Annotated in this window: 15 protein-coding genes; 8 read left to right on the plus strand and 7 right to left on the minus strand. The window is 29.8% G+C overall.

Annotation, left to right across the window (positions count from 1 at the left end):
* The first annotated feature begins 116 nt into the window (after positions 1-116).
* Complete coding sequence (locus VJI93_RS02990; protein WP_323999263.1) at positions 117-1,427, plus strand: NCS2 family permease; 1,311 nt, start codon at positions 117-119, stop codon at positions 1,425-1,427.
* Positions 1,428-1,569: 142 nt separating this feature from the next.
* Here the strand turns inward: VJI93_RS02990 and VJI93_RS02995 are convergent, their stop codons facing one another.
* The 3 genes from VJI93_RS02995 to VJI93_RS03005 are packed head-to-tail and all read right to left on the minus strand — an operon-like array spanning position 1,570 to position 5,353.
* A complete protein-coding gene (locus tag VJI93_RS02995) occupies positions 1,570-3,294 on the minus strand; it encodes an NADH-dependent [FeFe] hydrogenase, group A6 (RefSeq protein ID WP_323999261.1) in 1,725 nt (574 codons plus the stop codon).
* 9 nt (positions 3,295-3,303) lie between these two features.
* Positions 3,304-4,884 carry an NADH-ubiquinone oxidoreductase-F iron-sulfur binding region domain-containing protein gene (locus VJI93_RS03000; RefSeq protein ID WP_323999260.1) on the minus strand — a complete coding sequence of 527 codons (1,581 nt, stop codon included), beginning with the start codon at positions 4,882-4,884 and terminating at the stop codon, positions 3,304-3,306.
* 1 nt (position 4,885) lies between these two features.
* Positions 4,886-5,353 (minus strand): NADH-quinone oxidoreductase subunit NuoE family protein, encoded by a 468-nt coding sequence (locus VJI93_RS03005; protein ID WP_323999258.1) that lies wholly within the window; start codon positions 5,351-5,353, stop codon positions 4,886-4,888.
* Positions 5,354-5,646: 293 nt separating this feature from the next.
* Here VJI93_RS03005 and VJI93_RS03010 point away from each other — a divergent pair, with 293 nt between their 5' ends.
* The 5 genes from VJI93_RS03010 (at position 5,647) to VJI93_RS03030 (ending at position 10,598) form a co-directional block, all read left to right on the plus strand.
* A complete protein-coding gene (locus VJI93_RS03010) occupies positions 5,647-6,762 on the plus strand; it encodes an ABC transporter substrate-binding protein (protein WP_323999257.1) in 1,116 nt (371 codons plus the stop codon).
* 741 nt (positions 6,763-7,503) lie between these two features.
* A complete protein-coding gene (locus VJI93_RS03015; protein WP_323999256.1) occupies positions 7,504-9,096 on the plus strand; it encodes an ABC-F family ATP-binding cassette domain-containing protein in 1,593 nt (530 codons plus the stop codon).
* Positions 9,097-9,359: 263 nt separating this feature from the next.
* Positions 9,360-9,716, plus strand: coding sequence for a hypothetical protein (locus VJI93_RS03020; protein ID WP_323999255.1), 357 nt, complete (start codon positions 9,360-9,362; stop codon positions 9,714-9,716).
* A gap of 67 nt (positions 9,717-9,783) precedes the next feature.
* Complete coding sequence (locus tag VJI93_RS03025) at positions 9,784-10,137, plus strand: hypothetical protein (RefSeq protein WP_323999254.1); 354 nt, start codon at positions 9,784-9,786, stop codon at positions 10,135-10,137.
* A gap of 77 nt (positions 10,138-10,214) precedes the next feature.
* The gene (locus tag VJI93_RS03030; RefSeq protein WP_323999253.1) at positions 10,215-10,598 is read left to right on the plus strand and encodes a hypothetical protein; all 384 of its coding nucleotides are present in this window, start codon (positions 10,215-10,217) and stop codon (positions 10,596-10,598) included.
* A gap of 17 nt (positions 10,599-10,615) precedes the next feature.
* Here the strand turns inward: VJI93_RS03030 and VJI93_RS03035 are convergent, their stop codons facing one another.
* The gene (locus VJI93_RS03035) at positions 10,616-11,989 is read right to left on the minus strand and encodes an alanine/glycine:cation symporter family protein (protein ID WP_323999252.1); all 1,374 of its coding nucleotides are present in this window, start codon (positions 11,987-11,989) and stop codon (positions 10,616-10,618) included.
* Between the two features lie 358 nt (positions 11,990-12,347).
* On the opposite strand from VJI93_RS03035, the gene VJI93_RS03040 reads away from it, so the two are divergent.
* Positions 12,348-12,617 (plus strand): hypothetical protein, encoded by a 270-nt coding sequence (locus VJI93_RS03040; protein ID WP_323999251.1) that lies wholly within the window; start codon positions 12,348-12,350, stop codon positions 12,615-12,617.
* A gap of 178 nt (positions 12,618-12,795) precedes the next feature.
* On the plus strand, positions 12,796-13,494 hold the full coding sequence (locus tag VJI93_RS03045; RefSeq protein WP_323999249.1) for a hypothetical protein: 699 nt from the start codon (positions 12,796-12,798) through the stop codon (positions 13,492-13,494).
* A gap of 134 nt (positions 13,495-13,628) precedes the next feature.
* On the opposite strand, the gene VJI93_RS03050 is transcribed toward VJI93_RS03045, so the two are convergent.
* The 3 genes from VJI93_RS03050 to gcvPA form a co-directional block, all read right to left on the minus strand.
* On the minus strand, positions 13,629-14,648 hold the full coding sequence (locus tag VJI93_RS03050; protein ID WP_323999248.1) for an oxidoreductase: 1,020 nt from the start codon (positions 14,646-14,648) through the stop codon (positions 13,629-13,631).
* Between the two features lie 152 nt (positions 14,649-14,800).
* Entirely contained in the window at positions 14,801-16,249 is a 1,449-nt protein-coding gene (gene gcvPB / locus VJI93_RS03055) for an aminomethyl-transferring glycine dehydrogenase subunit GcvPB (RefSeq protein ID WP_323999247.1), read from the minus strand.
* Between the two features lies 1 nt (position 16,250).
* Positions 16,251-17,594, minus strand: a complete 1,344-nt coding sequence (gcvPA, locus tag VJI93_RS03060; protein WP_323999246.1) for an aminomethyl-transferring glycine dehydrogenase subunit GcvPA — start codon at positions 17,592-17,594, stop codon at positions 16,251-16,253.
* Positions 17,595-17,610 lie beyond the last annotated feature (16 nt).

Genomic DNA, 17,610 nt, shown 5'->3' on the forward strand with positions numbered 1-17,610 from the left:
GAGAAAAGCCCAGAAGGTAGGTTTCGCTTGAAGCCTACTTTTTGGGCATTTATTTTTTTAGTGGTTATTTTTTAAGAGTTATTTTTGTTTTTGTAAAAAAATTTTTAGGAGGAAGTATGAGCACATTTTTTGAAAACTTTTTCAAACTCAAGGAACACAAAACAACTGTTAGAACAGAGGTTTTAGCAGGTATTACTACATTTATGACTATGGCGTACATATTAGTTGTAAATCCTACAGTTTTATCTCAAGCTGGAATGGATAAGGGTGCTGTATTTACAACAACAGCTATTGCTTCATTCATAGGAACAGTTATAATGGCGCTTCTTGCAAATTATCCTTTTGCATTAGCACCTGGTATGGGTTTAAATGCTTACTTTACTTATACAATTGTAATTGGTAAAGGATATAGCTGGCAATTTGCATTAACAGCTGTTTTATTGGAAGGGATTATATTTTTAATTTTAACTTTTACAAAAGTTAGAGAAATGATTGTAAATGCCATGCCATATTCACTTAAACAAGCGGTTAGTGCGGGTATTGGTATTTTTATCGCATTTTTAGGACTGTATCAGGCAGGACTTGTTAAACAAGGGAAGGGAATACCTCTTGACTTAGGAACAATTACAAGTACTACTTCATTAATTACAATTTTTGGTATTTTATTTACAATTTTCTTACTTGTAAAAAAAGTTCCGGGTGCAATTTTATTTGGCATGTTAGCTACAACAGCGGTGTCAATAATTTGTGGAGTTTCTGAACTTCCAAATGCAATTATAGGTAAACCATCAAGTATAGCTCCTATTTTTATGAAATTTGATTTCAGCAAAGTTTTATCAACTGAAATGTTTGTAGCTCTTTTTGCCTTCCTATTCGTCGACTTGTTCGATACAGTAGGAACTCTTGTAGGAGTTGCATCAAAAGCTGATATGTTAGACAAAGATGGAAATTTACCTAGAGCAAGACAGGCTCTTTTTGCTGACTCAATAGGAACAACAGTAGGTGCAATGCTTGGGACATCAACAGTAACTACATTTGTTGAAAGTGCATCTGGTGTTGCTGAAGGAGGAAGAACAGGACTTACTTCAATAGTTACGGCTCTTCTTTTCTTATTGGCTTTAATTTTCCAACCTATTTTTGCAGTCATTCCGACTTATGCAACATCTTCTGCATTAATTGTAGTAGGATTATTTATGATTACAGGAATTAAGAAAATTGATTTTGAGGATTATACAGAAGCTCTGCCGGCATTTTTAACTATTATTATGATGCCTCTAACATACTCAATAGCAAATGGTATTGTTTTTGGTATAGTTTCATACGCAGTATTAAAATTGGTTTCAGGCAGAGGAAAAGAAGTTTCTCCAGTGGTATATATTTTAGCTTTGCTATTTATATTAAAATTTGTAGCAGAAGCATTTATGTAATAATTTTTAAATAATAACCCCACCCTTCCACGATGCTTCGCATCGGGTAGGTTCCCGGGAACCTTGTTGTTTCACAATCAAAAAGGATTGAAATAGTAAAATTTCAATCCTTTTTTAGTATGAGTTATATTAATTTGTATTCCTATTTTCCATAAGTTGTATGAAGAAGATGATGTGCTCTTTCTCCGCCAGGTTCTCCTAAGTATTCATTATATATTTTTTGAATTGAAGGATTTTGATAAGATAATCTGATTTTTTTGTTTCTATCTTCACTGTGGATACCATGCATTCTCTTTTCAATAATATCTGTATCTCCATGTATGAAAGGTTGACCACCACCAGCAATACAACCACCTGGGCAAGCCATTATTTCTATAATATCATAAGTTTTTTCTTTGGATTTAATGGCATTTAAAAGTTTTCTAGCATTTCCTAAACCACTTACAACGGCGGCTTTTATTTTTTTACCCTTTATTTCTATTTCAGCTTCTTTAAATCCTCTCAAGTCTTTTAATTCTATATATTCTAAATTTTCAAGGTTTTCGCCTGTAATCATATTATACGCAGTTCTAAGTGCAGCTTCCATTACACCACCTGTAGATCCGAAAATTACACCTGCTCCTGAGGATTCTCCCATAATGCTATCAAAGTCTGAATCTTCAAGCTTTGGAAAATCCATAGAACAATCTTTAATCATATGTGCAATTTCTCTTGTACTCAATACATAATCAACGTCGCTTAAGCCCTTATTGCTAAGTTCAGGTCTTGCTGATTCATATTTTTTAGCAACACAAGGCATTATTGATACAACTACTATATCTTTAGGATCTATATTCATTTTTTCTGCAAAATATGTTTTTGCAACTGAACCGAACATTTCATGTGGTGATTTACAAGTTGAAGGAATATGTAGCATTTCTGGGAAGTTATACTCGATGAAATTTACCCAACTTGGACAACAGCTTGTCAAAATTGGAAGATTTTCTCCCTTTTCAAATCTTGTAACAAATTCTTTTGCTTCTTCAATTGTAGTTAAGTCTGCCGCAAAATCTGTATCAAAAATGTAATCAAAACCTAGATTTCTAAGAGCAGTTACCATTTTTCCTGTAACTACTGTTCCGGGATTCATTCCAAATTCTTCTCCTAAAGCAACTCTAACTGCAGGTGCAGTTTGAACTATAACAGTCTTTGTCTTATCCATTAAGGCTTTGATGACAGGTTCTATTGAACTTACTTCATATAAAGCTCCGGTTGGACAAACAGTTAAACATTGACCACAGAAAGTACAGTTTGTTTTTATCATAGGGTCATTAAATTCTGTTCCTACAACTACGGGGAAACCTCTACCAATGTCAGTTAATGTTCCAACTGTTTGTACTTCGTTACACATGGTTTCACATCTTTTACAAAGAATACATTTGTTAGGATCTCTTATAAGAGAAAGCGAAGAATTATCTAAAGGGAAATTTATTCTTTCTCCTGTAAATCTAATTGTTCTAATATTTGCAAGCCAAGCTAAATCTTGTAATTCACAATTTCCGCTCTTAGAACAAACAAGACAATCAGTAGGGTGGGTTGAAAGTAATAATTCAATATTTACTTTTCTTGAACGAATAACTCTATAAGTATCAGTTCTCACATCCATTCCTTCTTTTACAAGTGTATCACAAGCCGGAACTAATGTATGTTTATCCATAAGTTCAACAAGACAAACTCTACAGTTGGCATCTCTATTTATAAATCCTAAGCCTTTCATATCCATATGGCAGAGGGTTGGAATTTTTATATTAATTTTTTTTGCTGCTTCCAGTATTGTAGTACCTTTTTCAACTTGAATTTCTTGCCCATTTATTTTTAAATTAACCATAATTACCTCCTATTTCAAGATGATTGCCTTAACAGGACATTTTTCAAGACAATTATTACACTTTATACATTTGCTTGAGTCGATAACATGTCGTACTTTTCTATCTCCTTCAATTGCATCAACAGGGCACTGTCTTTTACACAATCTACAACCAATACAGTTTTCTGTAATATAATATTGTAGAAGATCTTTACAAACATGAGCATAACAACTTTTTTCTTTTATATGATTTTCATATTCATCTCTAAAATAGTGCATTGAGTTTAGAACAGGAGTTGTTGCAGTTTTTCCAAGACCACATAAACTTGCATCTGTTATTACTTCTGAAAGTTCTTGAAGTAAGTCTAAATCATACATTTCACCATTTCCTGAGGTAATTCTTTCTAAAATTTCTAAAACTCTTCTATTTCCGACTCTGCAAGGAGTACATTTACCACAAGATTCATCAACTGTAAATTTCATAAAGAATTTTGCAATATCAACCATACAGTCATCTTCATCCATAACTACCATTCCACCGGAACCCATTATTGAGCCTATTCTTGAAAGTGAAATGAAATCAACTTTTGTATCAAATAATCTTTCAGGAATACAACCACCTGAAGGACCTCCTGTTTGGACGGCTTTTATTTTTTTATTATTAGGACAGCCTCCACCAATATCAAGTACAATTTCATTTATAGTTTTTCCCATTGGAACTTCAACAAGACCTGCATTTACTACTTTTCCAACCAATGCGAAAACTTTTGTTCCTGGAGAATCTTCCGTACCGATAGACTTAAACCAATCGGCACCATTATTTATTATTAAAGGAATATTTGCAAAAGTTTCAACATTATTTAAAACTGTAGGATATTCAAAAAGTCCTCTTTCGGTTGTTCTATAAACTTTTGACTTTGGCATACCTCTTTTTCCTTCGATAGATCTTATAAGAGCAGTACCTTCACCACAGACGAAAGCTCCAGCACCAAGTCGGATTTTTAAATCAAAGGAAAAATCTGAATCCATAATATTATCACCTAATAAATTATATTTTTTTGCTTCTTCAATTGCATGAGTAAGCATTTGAACAGCCTTAGGGTATTCAGCTCTTACATATACATAACCCTTACTTGCACCAATTGATCTTGCAGCGATTGCCATGCCTTCAATTACAACATGAGGGTCTCCTTCAAGGATAGATCTATCCATATATGCACCAGGATCTCCTTCATCTGCATTACAGATTACATATTTAATTTCCGTATCCTGTCTAAAAGCACCTTCCCATTTTTTTCCTGTAGGGAATCCTGCTCCACCTCTACCTCTAAGATTTGAATCTTTTACTATGTCAATAATTTCTTTTTTCTCTAAGTTGAAAATAGATTTTTCTAGAGCGTAATAACCACCCATCGCTATGTATTCTTCAATATCTAAAGGATTTATTATATCGTAGTTTTTCAATGTAATACGAGTTTGTTTTTCAAAAAAATCTCCTCTTAATCTTATTCCATTTTCATCTACAATGTATTTTTCGTCTTCGGACTTGATTTTTAACATTTCAGGATATTTTTTGTTTTTTATTTTATCTAAAATTTTTACATATCCCATACTAAACCTCCTTTGCCTCTGCTAAGATATCTCTTATTTCAGTTTTTGAGACATGAGTATAAACTTTATCGTTAACAGTAACTATAGGAGCATTTGCACAATCACCGACACATCTTGTTTCGATTAATGAAAACAATAAATCGTCAGTTGTTTCTCCAACTTTTATACCTAAAAGATTTGAAAATTCATCTAATAAATTTTCTGCTCCCTTTACATAACAAGCTGTACCCATGCAGACGGAAATAGCATATTTTCCTTTTGGAACTAAACTGAATCTTGAGTAAAAAGTAACAACTCCATAAATTTCAGAAGCGGGAATATCTATTCCTTTTGCGATTATGTAAATAACTTCTTTTGGAATATATCCATAAATATCTTGAGTCTTGTGTAAAATCTCAATCAAATCTGAGGATTCTTTACCTTTAATGAATTCTCTTATTTCACTAAAGCAGTTACAATTATTACACATATTTTACCTCCTAAATTGCATAAATTTCCACTGTGTAATCGAATATTATTTTTTAACAAAAATCAATTACAACTTTATTATAACATATTAATTGATAATATGTAAAGTGAATGTATAATTTAAAAAAATTTTTTATTGATAATACTATTTTTAAATTATTCTAGATAAAGTATAACGACTATAATTTTGATAATAGATTTTATATTTTTTTGATTTTAATTTTCATATCTGATATAATATCATTGTAGATATATATCATTTATTTTAACGTAATAATTTATAAGGAGGATATTTTGAAAAAATTTTTAAGTATTTTATGTTTATGTACTATTTTACTAACAGCTTGTTCGTCTAATAACAAAAAAACAGAACAGACAAAGGTTGAAGAAAAGCAAAAAGAAGATAACGGAACACATGATGTCGTAGATCATGCAGGAAATACAGTAAAAGTTCCAAATAAAATTAAGAGAATTGTAATAGATCAAGTACCGATAGTTTCAACATATGTATCTTTCTTTAAGGGAAAAGCACCTCATATAGTAGGATATGCAGGAGATTTTAAAAATACCATATCTAAAACAGTACTGAAAAAAATGGCACCGGAGCTTGAAAATGTTACAGAAACAGTTCAAGGACAAAGCGATTTGAATGTTGAAGAGATTATGAAATTAAAACCGGATGTTATTTTCTATAATGCAAATAATAAAAAACATGCAGAAGAACTAAAAAAGACGGGAATTCCAATCATAGGTTTTGCAACTGTTGGATATAATACACCAAATGATTCACTAATCAGATACAAAGAATGGTTAAAACTTTTAGAAGATGTTTTCAATGAAAAGGGAAAAATGGACGAATTTATCTCCTATGGAGACTCTCTTATTTCCGAAGTAAAAGAAAAAATCTCTAAAATTGACGAAAATAAAAGACCAAATGCAATGATTATGTTTAAGTACCTAGACGGAATTCTTCAAGTTGCAGGTAAGGGTACATTTGGAGATGCTTGGCTTAAAAACTTAGGGGTAAAAAATGTTGCAACAGAAGAAAAAGGATTTGCAAAGATTAACTTTGAACAACTTTATAAATGGAATCCTGATATTCTATTCTTAAGTGGACCTGGACATATAAAACTCAAAACTAAGGACATAATTGAAAATAAGGTAGATAAAGTTGACTTTTCTCCATTAAAATCGGTTAAAAATGGAAAAGTCTATAATACAAATCTTGGAATGTGGAACTGGTTTACACCAAATCCTGACGCGCCATTAGCTTTCGCTTGGCTTGCAACTAAGGCATATCCGGAAGAATTTAAAGACTATCCACTAAAAGAAAAGATAAAAGAATACTATAAGAAATTTTATAATTATGAATTAACTGATGACGAAGTAGAACTTATGTTATCTTTATAGAAATGAGCGTTTAGATACGCTCTTTTTGTTTGTAAAAAAAGTATTTAAAAAAAATTTATACTTAAATTGGAATATATGTAAAAAAATAAGTACAATAAAAAATTACACTTATATTTAATCAAAAAAGTAATTTATTACAATTTGTAGTGAAATTTTTTAAAAAATTATAAATAAATTAAAAAAAATTTATCTACTTGTTGTATTTTTGTTTTAAAGTGTAAATATAAGAATATAAAATTGATAAATATACTAGATATAGTATATTGCTATTTACTTGACAATATTTGGATTTAAATATAGAATATATGTGTAAATTGATTAAAAACTAATTTACAATTAAGATCTAGTAAAGGGGGTAGTATACTATATATGAACTATATAATAATTTTTATGTTGTTATTATTTCTTATAATAAGAGAACTTCAATTAAAAGAAAAATAATAAACAACAAAAAAGCGAGGTGCCACTAACACCTTGCTTTTTTAATTTAGCAAATTTCATATTACCTTTTTGTTCTAGTAAAATGTAAAACTATAACTATATAATAATTTTAGATATACAAAATATCCATTAATATGATAGCACAAAAAAAACTAAAAAGTCAATATGTTATTCATATTTTTAATAATATATTTTTGTATCAATATGATTATAAAAAATAGTTAACTAAGTTGATTAATTACCCGAAATATAGTATAATCTAACTTATGTTTAATAGAGAATAAATTATGAGGTGAAAGAATGATTAGTGTAATAGATTTAAGTTTGAGTTTTCAAGGGCAAAAACTTTTTGATGATGTAAATTTATCTTTTACTCCGGGGAATTGTTATGGAGTAATTGGAGCAAATGGAGCGGGAAAGTCAACTTTTCTTAAGATTTTAGAGGGAAGACTTGAACCGGATACCGGAAGTGTTTCTATAAAACCGAATACTCGTATGAGCTTTTTGGAACAAGATCACTTTAAGTTTGAAGATGAAAAAGTAATTGATGTTGTAATAATGGGGAATGCTCGTTTAATGGAAATTATTAGGCAAAAAGAAGCCATTTATGCGAAAGAAGATTTTTCAGATGAGGACGGAATTTTAGCTTCTGAACTTGAAGCAGAATTTGCTGATATGGACGGTTGGAGCGCAGAGGCAAATGCTTCAGCTCTTTTACAAGGTCTTGGTATCGGAACTGAGTTGCATGAGAAAAAGATGAGTGAGCTTTCAGGTAAGGAAAAAGTAAAAGTTTTACTTGCAAAGGCACTTTTTGGAAATCCTGAAATTTTAATCCTTGACGAACCTACAAACGACTTGGATATCAGGAGTATTTTATGGCTTGAAAATTTCCTTATGGACTATGAGGGAACTGTAATTGTAGTTAGCCACGATAGATATTTTTTAAATAATATTTGTACTCATATGGTTGATATTGATTTTAGAAAGATTAAGATTTTTGTTGGTAACTACGATTTCTGGTATGAATCAAGTCAACTTGCAGCACAGATGTTAAAAGACCAAAATAAGAAAAAAGAAGATAAAATTAAGGAATTACAAAACTTTATTGCAAGATTCTCTGCAAATAAGAGTAAGTCAAAACAAGCTACAAGCCGTAAGAAATTACTTGATAAAATTCAAATTGAAGATATTCAACCTTCAACAAGACGTTATCCTTTTGTTGGTTTTGAAATGGAAAGAGAAGTTGGAAATCAAATTTTAGAAGTTAATGAAATTTCAAAGACAGTTGAGGGAAGACTTGTTTTGGACAAGGTTTCATTTATGGTAAATAAAAATGATAAAATAGGTTTTATCGGAGATGAACTTGCGATTACAACACTTTTTAAAATTTTAGCAGGAGAGATAGAAGCTGATAGTGGAAGTTTTAAATGGGGAGTTACAACTTCAAGATCTTATTTTCCAAAAGACAATACAGAATTTTTCAAGGATACTCCATATAATTTGATTGATTGGTTAAGACAGTATTCAACAGAGCAATCCGAAATTTATATCAGAGGATTTTTGGGAAGAATGTTGTTCTCAGGAGATGAGGCTTTAAAACCTGCTCAAAAACTTTCTGGGGGAGAAAAAGTTAGAATGATGTTGTCCTATATGATGCTTAAAAATTCTAATGTTTTAATCCTTGATCAACCAACAAATCATTTGGATCTTGAAAGTATAATCAGTTTAAATAATGGACTTAAAGCATTTAAGGGAAATATCTTATTTGCAAGTCATGATACTGAATTCATGAATACAATCGCAAATAGAATTATTCATATTGAAGAAAATGTATTTGAAGATAGACTTATGACTTATCAAGAATATATTGATAGATTTGTAGAAGGTCAATAATTATTAAAAATTAAATAACTTTAGAGGAAAATCCGAGTATATGCTCGGATTTTTGCTTTAAAATTAATACAAAAATGTAATATTTTCTAAAAAAATTCTGAAATTTTATAGAAATATTTGTAATAATTTTTCTAAAATGCTATACTAAAGGTCATTTAAATTAGAGTTTTATTTTATATGAGTATTAGAAAAAACTACTCAAAATTTTGTTTCATTACTAATACCATAATCCAATTAAAACTATTATTTAAGGAGGAGATAGAATGTCAACAGAAAATAATAATTTAAAAGAAAATGAAAATAAAATAGAGAATGAGAAAGAAAAATCCGTTAAAAACAATGAAGGAAAAACTTATTCTAATAAAGAAAAAGAATTTTTGGAAATGAGTCTAATATTTTTGGCATCTACATTTTGGATGTTTTTTTGCCTTTTTTTATGGGGCGTTGTTACTACCAGTTTTATTCCCGAAAAATATCATGGATTGAATGATTATATTATACATGAGCGTGTTTCGGGAATAATTGCTTCCATTTTTGTATATGCAGTTCCAATAATCTGGATTGGTGTTCCTATTATAATTATATTTTATAGAAATAGAAAAAGGTCTAAAAAAAGTTGATATCATATAATTTTTATCGTTTATAATTAAATAATAATTACAAAATGTTTATTTAGGAGAAGAAAAAATGAGAACAGATGATAATAAATTAAAAGAAAATGAAAATAATATACAGAATAATGAAGAAGAAAAACAGGTTCAAAATAAGGAAGTTAAAATTGAATCCAACGGGAAATTGAGTAATTTAGAAAAGTTTACTATATTTTTAGCATCTACCCTTTGGACATTCTTTTGCCTTTTTTTATTGGTATTTAGTATTTTTGCTGGATTGCCTTATGATGATCAAGAATTTATTGAGAAAGCGCCAACTTTGTTAAAGGTTAAAACATTTCTTAGTATTATAACTCCAATAATGTGGATTGTAGTACCATTTGTAGTTATTACAGTTTATATCAAAAGAAAAAATTCTAAAAAAGATTAAAGTAAGAGATTAATTTTAAAATTATCGCAAAGTGCAAATCATTTTTATATAATACTAATACAATAAGGGGTGTAAAAATGGCAACAGAAAATAATAATTTAAAAGAAAATGAAAATAAAATAGAGAATGAAGAAGATAAAACTGTTCAAAATAAGGACGGAAAATCTGATTCCAAAAGGAAATTAAATGTTCTACAAAAGTTGACTATATTTTTATTATTTATCTTTTTGGTATGCACTTGTCTTTATTTCTTAGGAGTAGTATATATTTCTATTTTGGCTTTTTTTAGTGAAGAAATTTTTGTGGGAACTTCATTTTTGTTAAAGATTACAACAATATTTTTTTATTCAACTCCATTAACATGTATTCTTATTCCCCTTATAATTGTAATTTATATCAATTTAAAAAATCTTATAATAGATAGAAAAAATCCGAGTTTTTACACTCGGATTTTCTTTTAAATAAATTCTATAGAAGGCTATTTAGCCTTATCTTTTAAGTAAAATTGTCCTTCGGTATGGAAAAATTCATCTTTTGCTTTTTTAATCTTTCCACTCATAAATATTAGTCCTATCATATTAGGAATAACTACAAGACCTAATGTTAAGTCTAGGAAAACTCCTGCATGTTTGAAAGAAAGAACAGCTGCTACAATTATCATTATAGTTGCAACAAATCTCATAATTTTTCCAACTTTTGTTCCAAATAAATATTCTGCAAGTTTTTCAACATAGAATACTATTACGATTATTGTAGAAAGAACAAATAAGAACAAAGAAATTGAAACTACTATACTACCGATATTTCCAAAAATTGAATTAAATGCTCTTTCAACAGCTATAGATTGATATTTTGGATTTTTCCATATTCCTGTAGTTAAAACTATAAGTGCAGACATTGTACAAACAATTATTGTATCAACAAATACTTCAAAAACTCCCCACATTCCTTGCCTTGCAGGATGATCTGTTATAGCAGTTGAATGTGCATAAGGTGCAGAGCCCATCCCTGATTCGTTAGAGTAAACACCACGAGCAACTCCGTTTGTTATTGCTTTTTTTACAGCCCAACCTGCGGTGCCACCAGCAATTGCTTTAGGATTAAAAGCGCCAACAAAAATCATCTTAAAAGCTTCAGGAACTTTATCTATATTAATAGCAAGAACTATAAATCCGAAGATTAAATAAATTAACGCCATAAATGGAACCAACATTTCAGTTACTTGACCAATTCTTTTAATTCCACCATAAACTACTAATATTACTAAAATGAATACAAGTCCTATAGCAATATATCTGTGAACTCCTAATTGTTCCAAAGGACCTGTTGCAGCAAGAGTTTGAACAGTAATTGAAGGTAAAATTTCAATCATAAAGAAAAATGCTACAAGAGAACCTAAAATTTTTCCTGCTTTTCCACCGATACCATGTTGTAAATAGTAACAAGCTCCACCAACATATTCGCCTTCTTCATTTTTTTGTCTATAAAGAATACCGAGTACAATTTCACCAAATTTTGTTGCTTGGCCTACTATAGCAGTAATCCACATCCAAAGTATAGAACCTGGACCCGCTATAAAAATAATTGAAGGTACAACTACTATATTTGCAGCTCCGATTGATGATGCGAGTGCTGCTGTTGCGGCTTGGAAAGGTGAAACAGTTCCTTCTCCGGATTTGTTTTTGCTAAACATTTTTCCGAAAGTTTGTTTCATGATATAAGGAAAATAACGAATTTGAAAAAATCCCAACCTTATAGTTAAAAAAATCCCGCCACCCACTAACAAAATCAATAGTGGAGGTCCCCAAAGCCATTCGGCAAATTTGGACAATACTGAAATTAATGAATCCATAAAAAATTCCTCCTTATTCAATTTTCGAAAAACACTATACTGAAATAATGTTTTCCTTAATTATATTATACAACTTTAATTCTAAAGAATAGGGACATAAAACCAGTCTAGTTTTGTAAAATTTGGTAAATTAAAAAGGTGAATTTTAATAAAAATCTAAAAATTCATTAATAAAAATCATTTTGTTATATTGATTAGTTGAATTGATTTTACACTAAAATTATAGAATAATTTCCTTTAGTAAGAATAGTTAGTAGATTACACATCTTTAAGACATAAGTCAAAGAGCAGATGTTGAATACAATTAAGACGTATAGTATAATAATGTATAGATTAAAGAATTAAGGGGACTTTTATTATGTCTGATTATTTTAGGTATTTTTGGATAGGATTTAAAGATATGTGGAAATATAGTATTACAAGAAATGCTTTGATATTTCTTTCTGTTGTTTTTTTTATTATAATATTTCGTAGATTTTCAACAGCTTCAAGAAGTGGTGGAAGTGTTTTTAGACCTTATTATATTTCAGGTGGAAATTTTTACATACACAATGCTCTCTATGTTTTTGATAGAGTTATACCTTTAAATGAGATAAAATCAATTGATGTGAAAAGATTTAGAGGGTAAAATATAGTGGAAAAAGATATATGCTAACTCTTGAATTAAAAAACGGGAAGAGTAGAGGTATTATATTCGGCAGAGATAAAGCCAATGATGAGTTAGTAAAAAACTTAAAACAAAATACTAAAATGTATAATATCAAAATTCATACTGTTTATTTTGATAAGTAAAGATAGGAGAGAATATGAAAAAGATAAAATTTCATAGTATCTATTATAGATTTATATTATTTATATTCGCTTTTGCAATTCTCGTTATAAATATGATAATGGCTGATAAAAATGGAGTAATACAATTCTATAATTTTAATATAAAATTATTGAAATTAAATTATATTTTCATTGGAATTTTTATTGCTATTTCATTAATTTTTTCTTTTGTTGGTTGGAAATTTTATGTCTGTAAAGAAGGAATATACTTAAGAAAAATAGATTTATTCATTCCTTGGGAAGATGTTGATGCTGTAAGCCATGTTTGGATTAATGAATGGAGTAGAAAACCTCATGGTAGACAATATTTGTATAATAGAAAATCATTAGTAATTTACAGAAAAGACTATAAACCAATTTGCATTTATAATATTTCTTTATTAGCTTTATACATGATAAAAATTTTAAAACCTAGCATTAAGACCAACATTATTATTGCTACATTGGCTACTATTTTTAACATAGCAGTTAATTTTGGGATATTTTATTATATTTTTTATAGAAAATTGAAATTTATAGATATAAAAGTATTTTTAATATATATTAGTATTTATGCTATTAAGAGCTTGATAGTACCATTAATAATGGTTATGTACGAAAACAAAATACATGGGAAATACTTATTTCATGATAATGCATATAGTAAAAATGCCTCAAAAGGAATTCATATATAAGTATTACGGCATAGTATTTAAAGAAAAAGTAGCCTACTTTTGTAAGCTACTTTTTATTGTGAAACAACAAGGTTCCCGGGCACCCACCCGATGTGAAGCAACGTGGAAGGGTGGGGTTCTTGTTTGCAATTTTCTTAAAATTTAATTGCAGAATATGAATATAGAGGATATTCTATTTCTTTTGATTCGTTAAAATATGCTCCTGCAACGTAAACCCAGTTAGGATTTTTTAAAAGTGTCCTTCCTTGGTAAATCATATCACAGGCATCGCTTTGAAGTAAGTATTCACATAAACCATAGTCTTCCAAAAGACCAACAGCAGATACAGAAAGATTTGCTTTTCTAATTTCTCTACTTAATTCTGCTTGATATCCCGGATATACTAAAGGACTTTTTGGAACAACACCACCACTTGAAATACTATTGAAAACAACTCCGTCTTCTTTTGCAAGTTTTAGAATCTTTATAATGTCTTCTAAAGAATTACCTTTTTCATCATATTCATTAGCAGAAACTCTAATATGAACATCTATGTCAATATTTTTAATTGCTTTTAAAATATCTCCTAAAAATTTATATCTTTTTTCTAAACTACCACCATATTCATCATTTCTTTGATTGGATAGCGGAGATAAAAATTGATTGATTAAATATCCATGTGCAGAGTGAATTTCTACAAAGTCAAATCCTGCTTGTTTTGCAAGTTTTACAGAATTTACAAAATCATCTTGTAAAGATATAATTTCATCTTTACTTAATTCTCTTGGAGCTTTTTCATCTGCAAAAGGAATAGCACTTGGTGCAACAATATCATTATATGATGAGTCAGCTTTTCTTCCTGCATGGCTTAACTGAATTCCAATTTTACAATCGTAATTATGAACTCTATCAACAAGCTCTTTAAAAGCTTTCATTTGAGTTTCATTATATAATCCTAAATCTACTTTTCTTATTCCACCTGTAGGATTAACCATCGTTGCTTCAACAATTATTCCTGCAACACCACCTAAAGCTCTTGCCACATAGTGATCAAAATGCTCATTAGTTAAAACTCCATCTACAGTTTTTGTATGAAACATACACATTGGAGCCATAACAACTCTATTTTTAAATTTATTTCTACCTATTTCCATAGGACTTAAAAGTTTACTCATTTTAAAATACCTCCTAAATATTTATGACTAATTTATACCCTGATTTTTTAGATAATGATTCTTTATTAAATTATTTCATATTAATCATAAATATAGCTTAAAAATACACAAAAAAAGCCGTTATTTTCATAACAGCTTTTTAGAAATCTATACTATTTTGTATATTTTAAGATTAAATCTTTAGCAGCCAATGTTTCATCAGGACGTTTAATTTCTGTGTCATGAGGTGCTGCATGAACTATTTCAGGATTTGTTTCTGCTTCTTTAGCAATTCTAATCAAAGATTCTGCAAATCCATCAAGAGTTTCTTTTGATTCACTTTCAGTAGGTTCAACCATCAATGCTTCATGAACAATTAATGGGAAGTACACAGTTGGTGGGTGATATCCCATATCCATCAATCTCTTAGCTACATCAAGAGTTACTAATCCATTAGGATTTTTCAATCCACCAAGTACAAATTCATGTTTGAATTTTACATTTTCAGGAAGATTATAGTAATCTCTTAGTTGATTTGCTAAGTAATTAGAGTTCAATACTGCATAATCACTTACTTTCTTCAATCCATCAGATCCCATTGATAAAACATAAGCATATGTTCTTACTAATACACCAAAGTGTCCATAGAAATCTTTCATCTTACCTAATGTCTTTGGAACATCATAAGATAAGCTATATCTTTCTCCATTTTTAACTACAATAGGAACAGGTAAAAAGTCTTTTAGGAAATCTTTACATCCAACATATCCTGCACCAGGACCTCCACCACCATGAGGAGTAGAGAATGTCTTATGAAGATTGTAGTGAATTGCATCAAATCCCATATCTCCAGGTCTAACATGTCCTAAAATTGCATTTGCATTTGCTCCATCATAATATACTAAACCGCCAGCTTCATGAACGATTTTTGTAATTTCTTGAATTTCTTTTTCAAATAGTCCCAATGTATTAGGGTTAGTAAGCATTAGTCCAGCAGTATCGTCGCCAACAGCTGCCTTTAAAGCTTCAATATCAACTAATCCACTTTCACAAGATTTAATTTCAATTATTTTATATCCCGCCATTGTAGCTGTTGCAGGGTTAGTTCCATGAGCTGAGTCAGGAATTATAATCTTATCTCTTTGAAAATCTTTATTGTCTTCATGATATGCTTTAAATAACATAATGCCTGTTATTTCACCATGAGCTCCAGCTGCAGGTTGTAATGTGCAAGCATCCATACCTGAAGTTTCATTTAAGGCTTCTCCAAGTTCATACATCAATTGCAAAGCACCTTGAGCTCCACATTCAGGAATATTTGGATGAAGTGTTGCAAAACCTGGAAGAGCACACATAACTTCATTGATTTTTGGATTGTATTTCATTGTACAAGATCCTAAAGGATAAAATCCAGTATCAACACCAAAGTTTTTATTTGAAAGATTTACAAAATGTCTAACAACTTCAGGTTCAGAAACTTCTGGTAAATCAATTTCGCCATCATTTAAAAGTTCAGCAGGAATTAGCTCTTTAATACATACATCTTCAACATCCAATTCCGGTAATCTATAACCAATCTTACCAGGTTTTGATAGTTCAAATATTAATTTATCGTATTTCATATTATGCTTCCTCCAATACCTTACATAGTTTGTCAATTTCTTCCTTAGTACGTTTTTCAGTAACTGCAAACATAATAACATTTTCTAATTCGGGATAATACTTTCCAAGATCGAAACCACCGATTATTCCATTTTCAAATAATTTCTTATTTAATTCACAAACCGGTTTTTTAGCTTTTAATGCAAATTCTTTGTAGAATGGAGCATCAAAAACTTTTTCGAACTTACCTGTTTCTAGAAGTTTCTTGTAAAGATAATGAGATTTCTTTATACATTGTTTTGAAAGTTCTTTAAGTCCTTCTTTACCCAAAAGTTCCATATAAATTGCTGCAGTTAAAGCGTTGATACCTTGGTTGGAACAGATATTTGAAGTAGCTTTATCTCTCTTAATATGTTGTTCTCTGGCTGATAGAGTAAGAACCCAACATCTCTTTCCATCTCTATCAACAGTTTGTCCAACTATTCTTCCAGGAATCTTTCTTAAGAATTCTTTATTAACAGCCATAAATCCTAAGTATGGTCCACCAAATGAAATAGGGATACCTAATGATTGAGCTTCACCTACAACTACGTCAACATTACAGTCAGATGGTTTCTTTAAAGTTCCCAAAGAAGATGGGTCAACAGAAACTACTGAGTAACATTTTTTAAAACCATGTGCAAGTTCTGAAATTTTAGTTACATCTTCAATATTACCGAAGAAGTTTGGATTTTGAACTAGAACAGCACCAACTTCATCATTTAATTTTGCTTTTAAATCATCAACGCAAGTTACACCATTACAAGTTTTAACAACTTCCATTTCAATATGTTGAGCATGAAGGTAAGTTTGTAAAACTTCTCTTGACCAAGGTGCAATAGTTTCAGAAACTAAAACTTTTTTCTTTTTAGCATGATGAGCAGTCATAATTGCTGCCTCAGCTAAAGCTGTTCCTTGATCATAAAGTGATGCGTTTGAATATTCCATACCTGTCAAATTTGAAATCATAGTTTGGAATTCGAAAATGTATTGTAAAGTACCTTGACTGATTTCTGGTTGATATGGAGTATATGAAGTTAAAAATTCACTTCTGCTAATAATTGTTGGAATAACAGCAGGAATATAATGATCATAAGCACCGGCACCTAAAAATGTTGTATATTCACTTGAAGATGCATTTTTATTTGCTAACTTAGTTAGATAGTTATATACTTCCAACTCACTCTTTGCTTTTGGAATATTCAATTCTCTCTTTAATTTCAATTCTTCAGGAATATCTGAGAATAAATCTTCAACAGAATTAACCCCAAGGCTATCTAACATATCTTTAACATCTTGTTCTGTTAGAGAAATATAAGGATACATATAGAATTTACCTCCT

Source organism: Parvimonas sp. M20, assembly GCF_035282425.1.
Classification (GTDB): domain Bacteria; phylum Bacillota; class Clostridia; order Tissierellales; family Peptoniphilaceae; genus Parvimonas.

What these genes read in the sequence shown, in the direction of transcription:
- VJI93_RS02990 (WP_323999263.1), top strand. Translation starts at nt 117, where the DNA reads ATGAGCACATTTTTTGAAAACTTTTTCAAACTCAAGGAACACAAAACA.
- VJI93_RS02995 (WP_323999261.1), bottom strand. Translation starts at nt 3,294, where the DNA reads ATGGTTAATTTAAAAATAAATGGGCAAGAAATTCAAGTTGAAAAAGGT.
- VJI93_RS03000 (WP_323999260.1), bottom strand. Translation starts at nt 4,884, where the DNA reads ATGGGATATGTAAAAATTTTAGATAAAATAAAAAACAAAAAATATCCT.
- VJI93_RS03005 (WP_323999258.1), bottom strand. Translation starts at nt 5,353, where the DNA reads ATGTGTAATAATTGTAACTGCTTTAGTGAAATAAGAGAATTCATTAAA.
- VJI93_RS03015 (WP_323999256.1), top strand. Translation starts at nt 7,504, where the DNA reads ATGATTAGTGTAATAGATTTAAGTTTGAGTTTTCAAGGGCAAAAACTT.
- VJI93_RS03020 (WP_323999255.1), top strand. Translation starts at nt 9,360, where the DNA reads ATGTCAACAGAAAATAATAATTTAAAAGAAAATGAAAATAAAATAGAG.
- VJI93_RS03025 (WP_323999254.1), top strand. Translation starts at nt 9,784, where the DNA reads ATGAGAACAGATGATAATAAATTAAAAGAAAATGAAAATAATATACAG.
- VJI93_RS03030 (WP_323999253.1), top strand. Translation starts at nt 10,215, where the DNA reads ATGGCAACAGAAAATAATAATTTAAAAGAAAATGAAAATAAAATAGAG.
- VJI93_RS03035 (WP_323999252.1), bottom strand. Translation starts at nt 11,989, where the DNA reads ATGGATTCATTAATTTCAGTATTGTCCAAATTTGCCGAATGGCTTTGG.
- VJI93_RS03040 (WP_323999251.1), top strand. Translation starts at nt 12,348, where the DNA reads ATGTCTGATTATTTTAGGTATTTTTGGATAGGATTTAAAGATATGTGG.
- VJI93_RS03045 (WP_323999249.1), top strand. Translation starts at nt 12,796, where the DNA reads ATGAAAAAGATAAAATTTCATAGTATCTATTATAGATTTATATTATTT.
- VJI93_RS03050 (WP_323999248.1), bottom strand. Translation starts at nt 14,648, where the DNA reads ATGAGTAAACTTTTAAGTCCTATGGAAATAGGTAGAAATAAATTTAAA.
- gcvPB (WP_323999247.1), bottom strand. Translation starts at nt 16,249, where the DNA reads ATGAAATACGATAAATTAATATTTGAACTATCAAAACCTGGTAAGATT.
- gcvPA (WP_323999246.1), bottom strand. Translation starts at nt 17,594, where the DNA reads ATGTATCCTTATATTTCTCTAACAGAACAAGATGTTAAAGATATGTTA.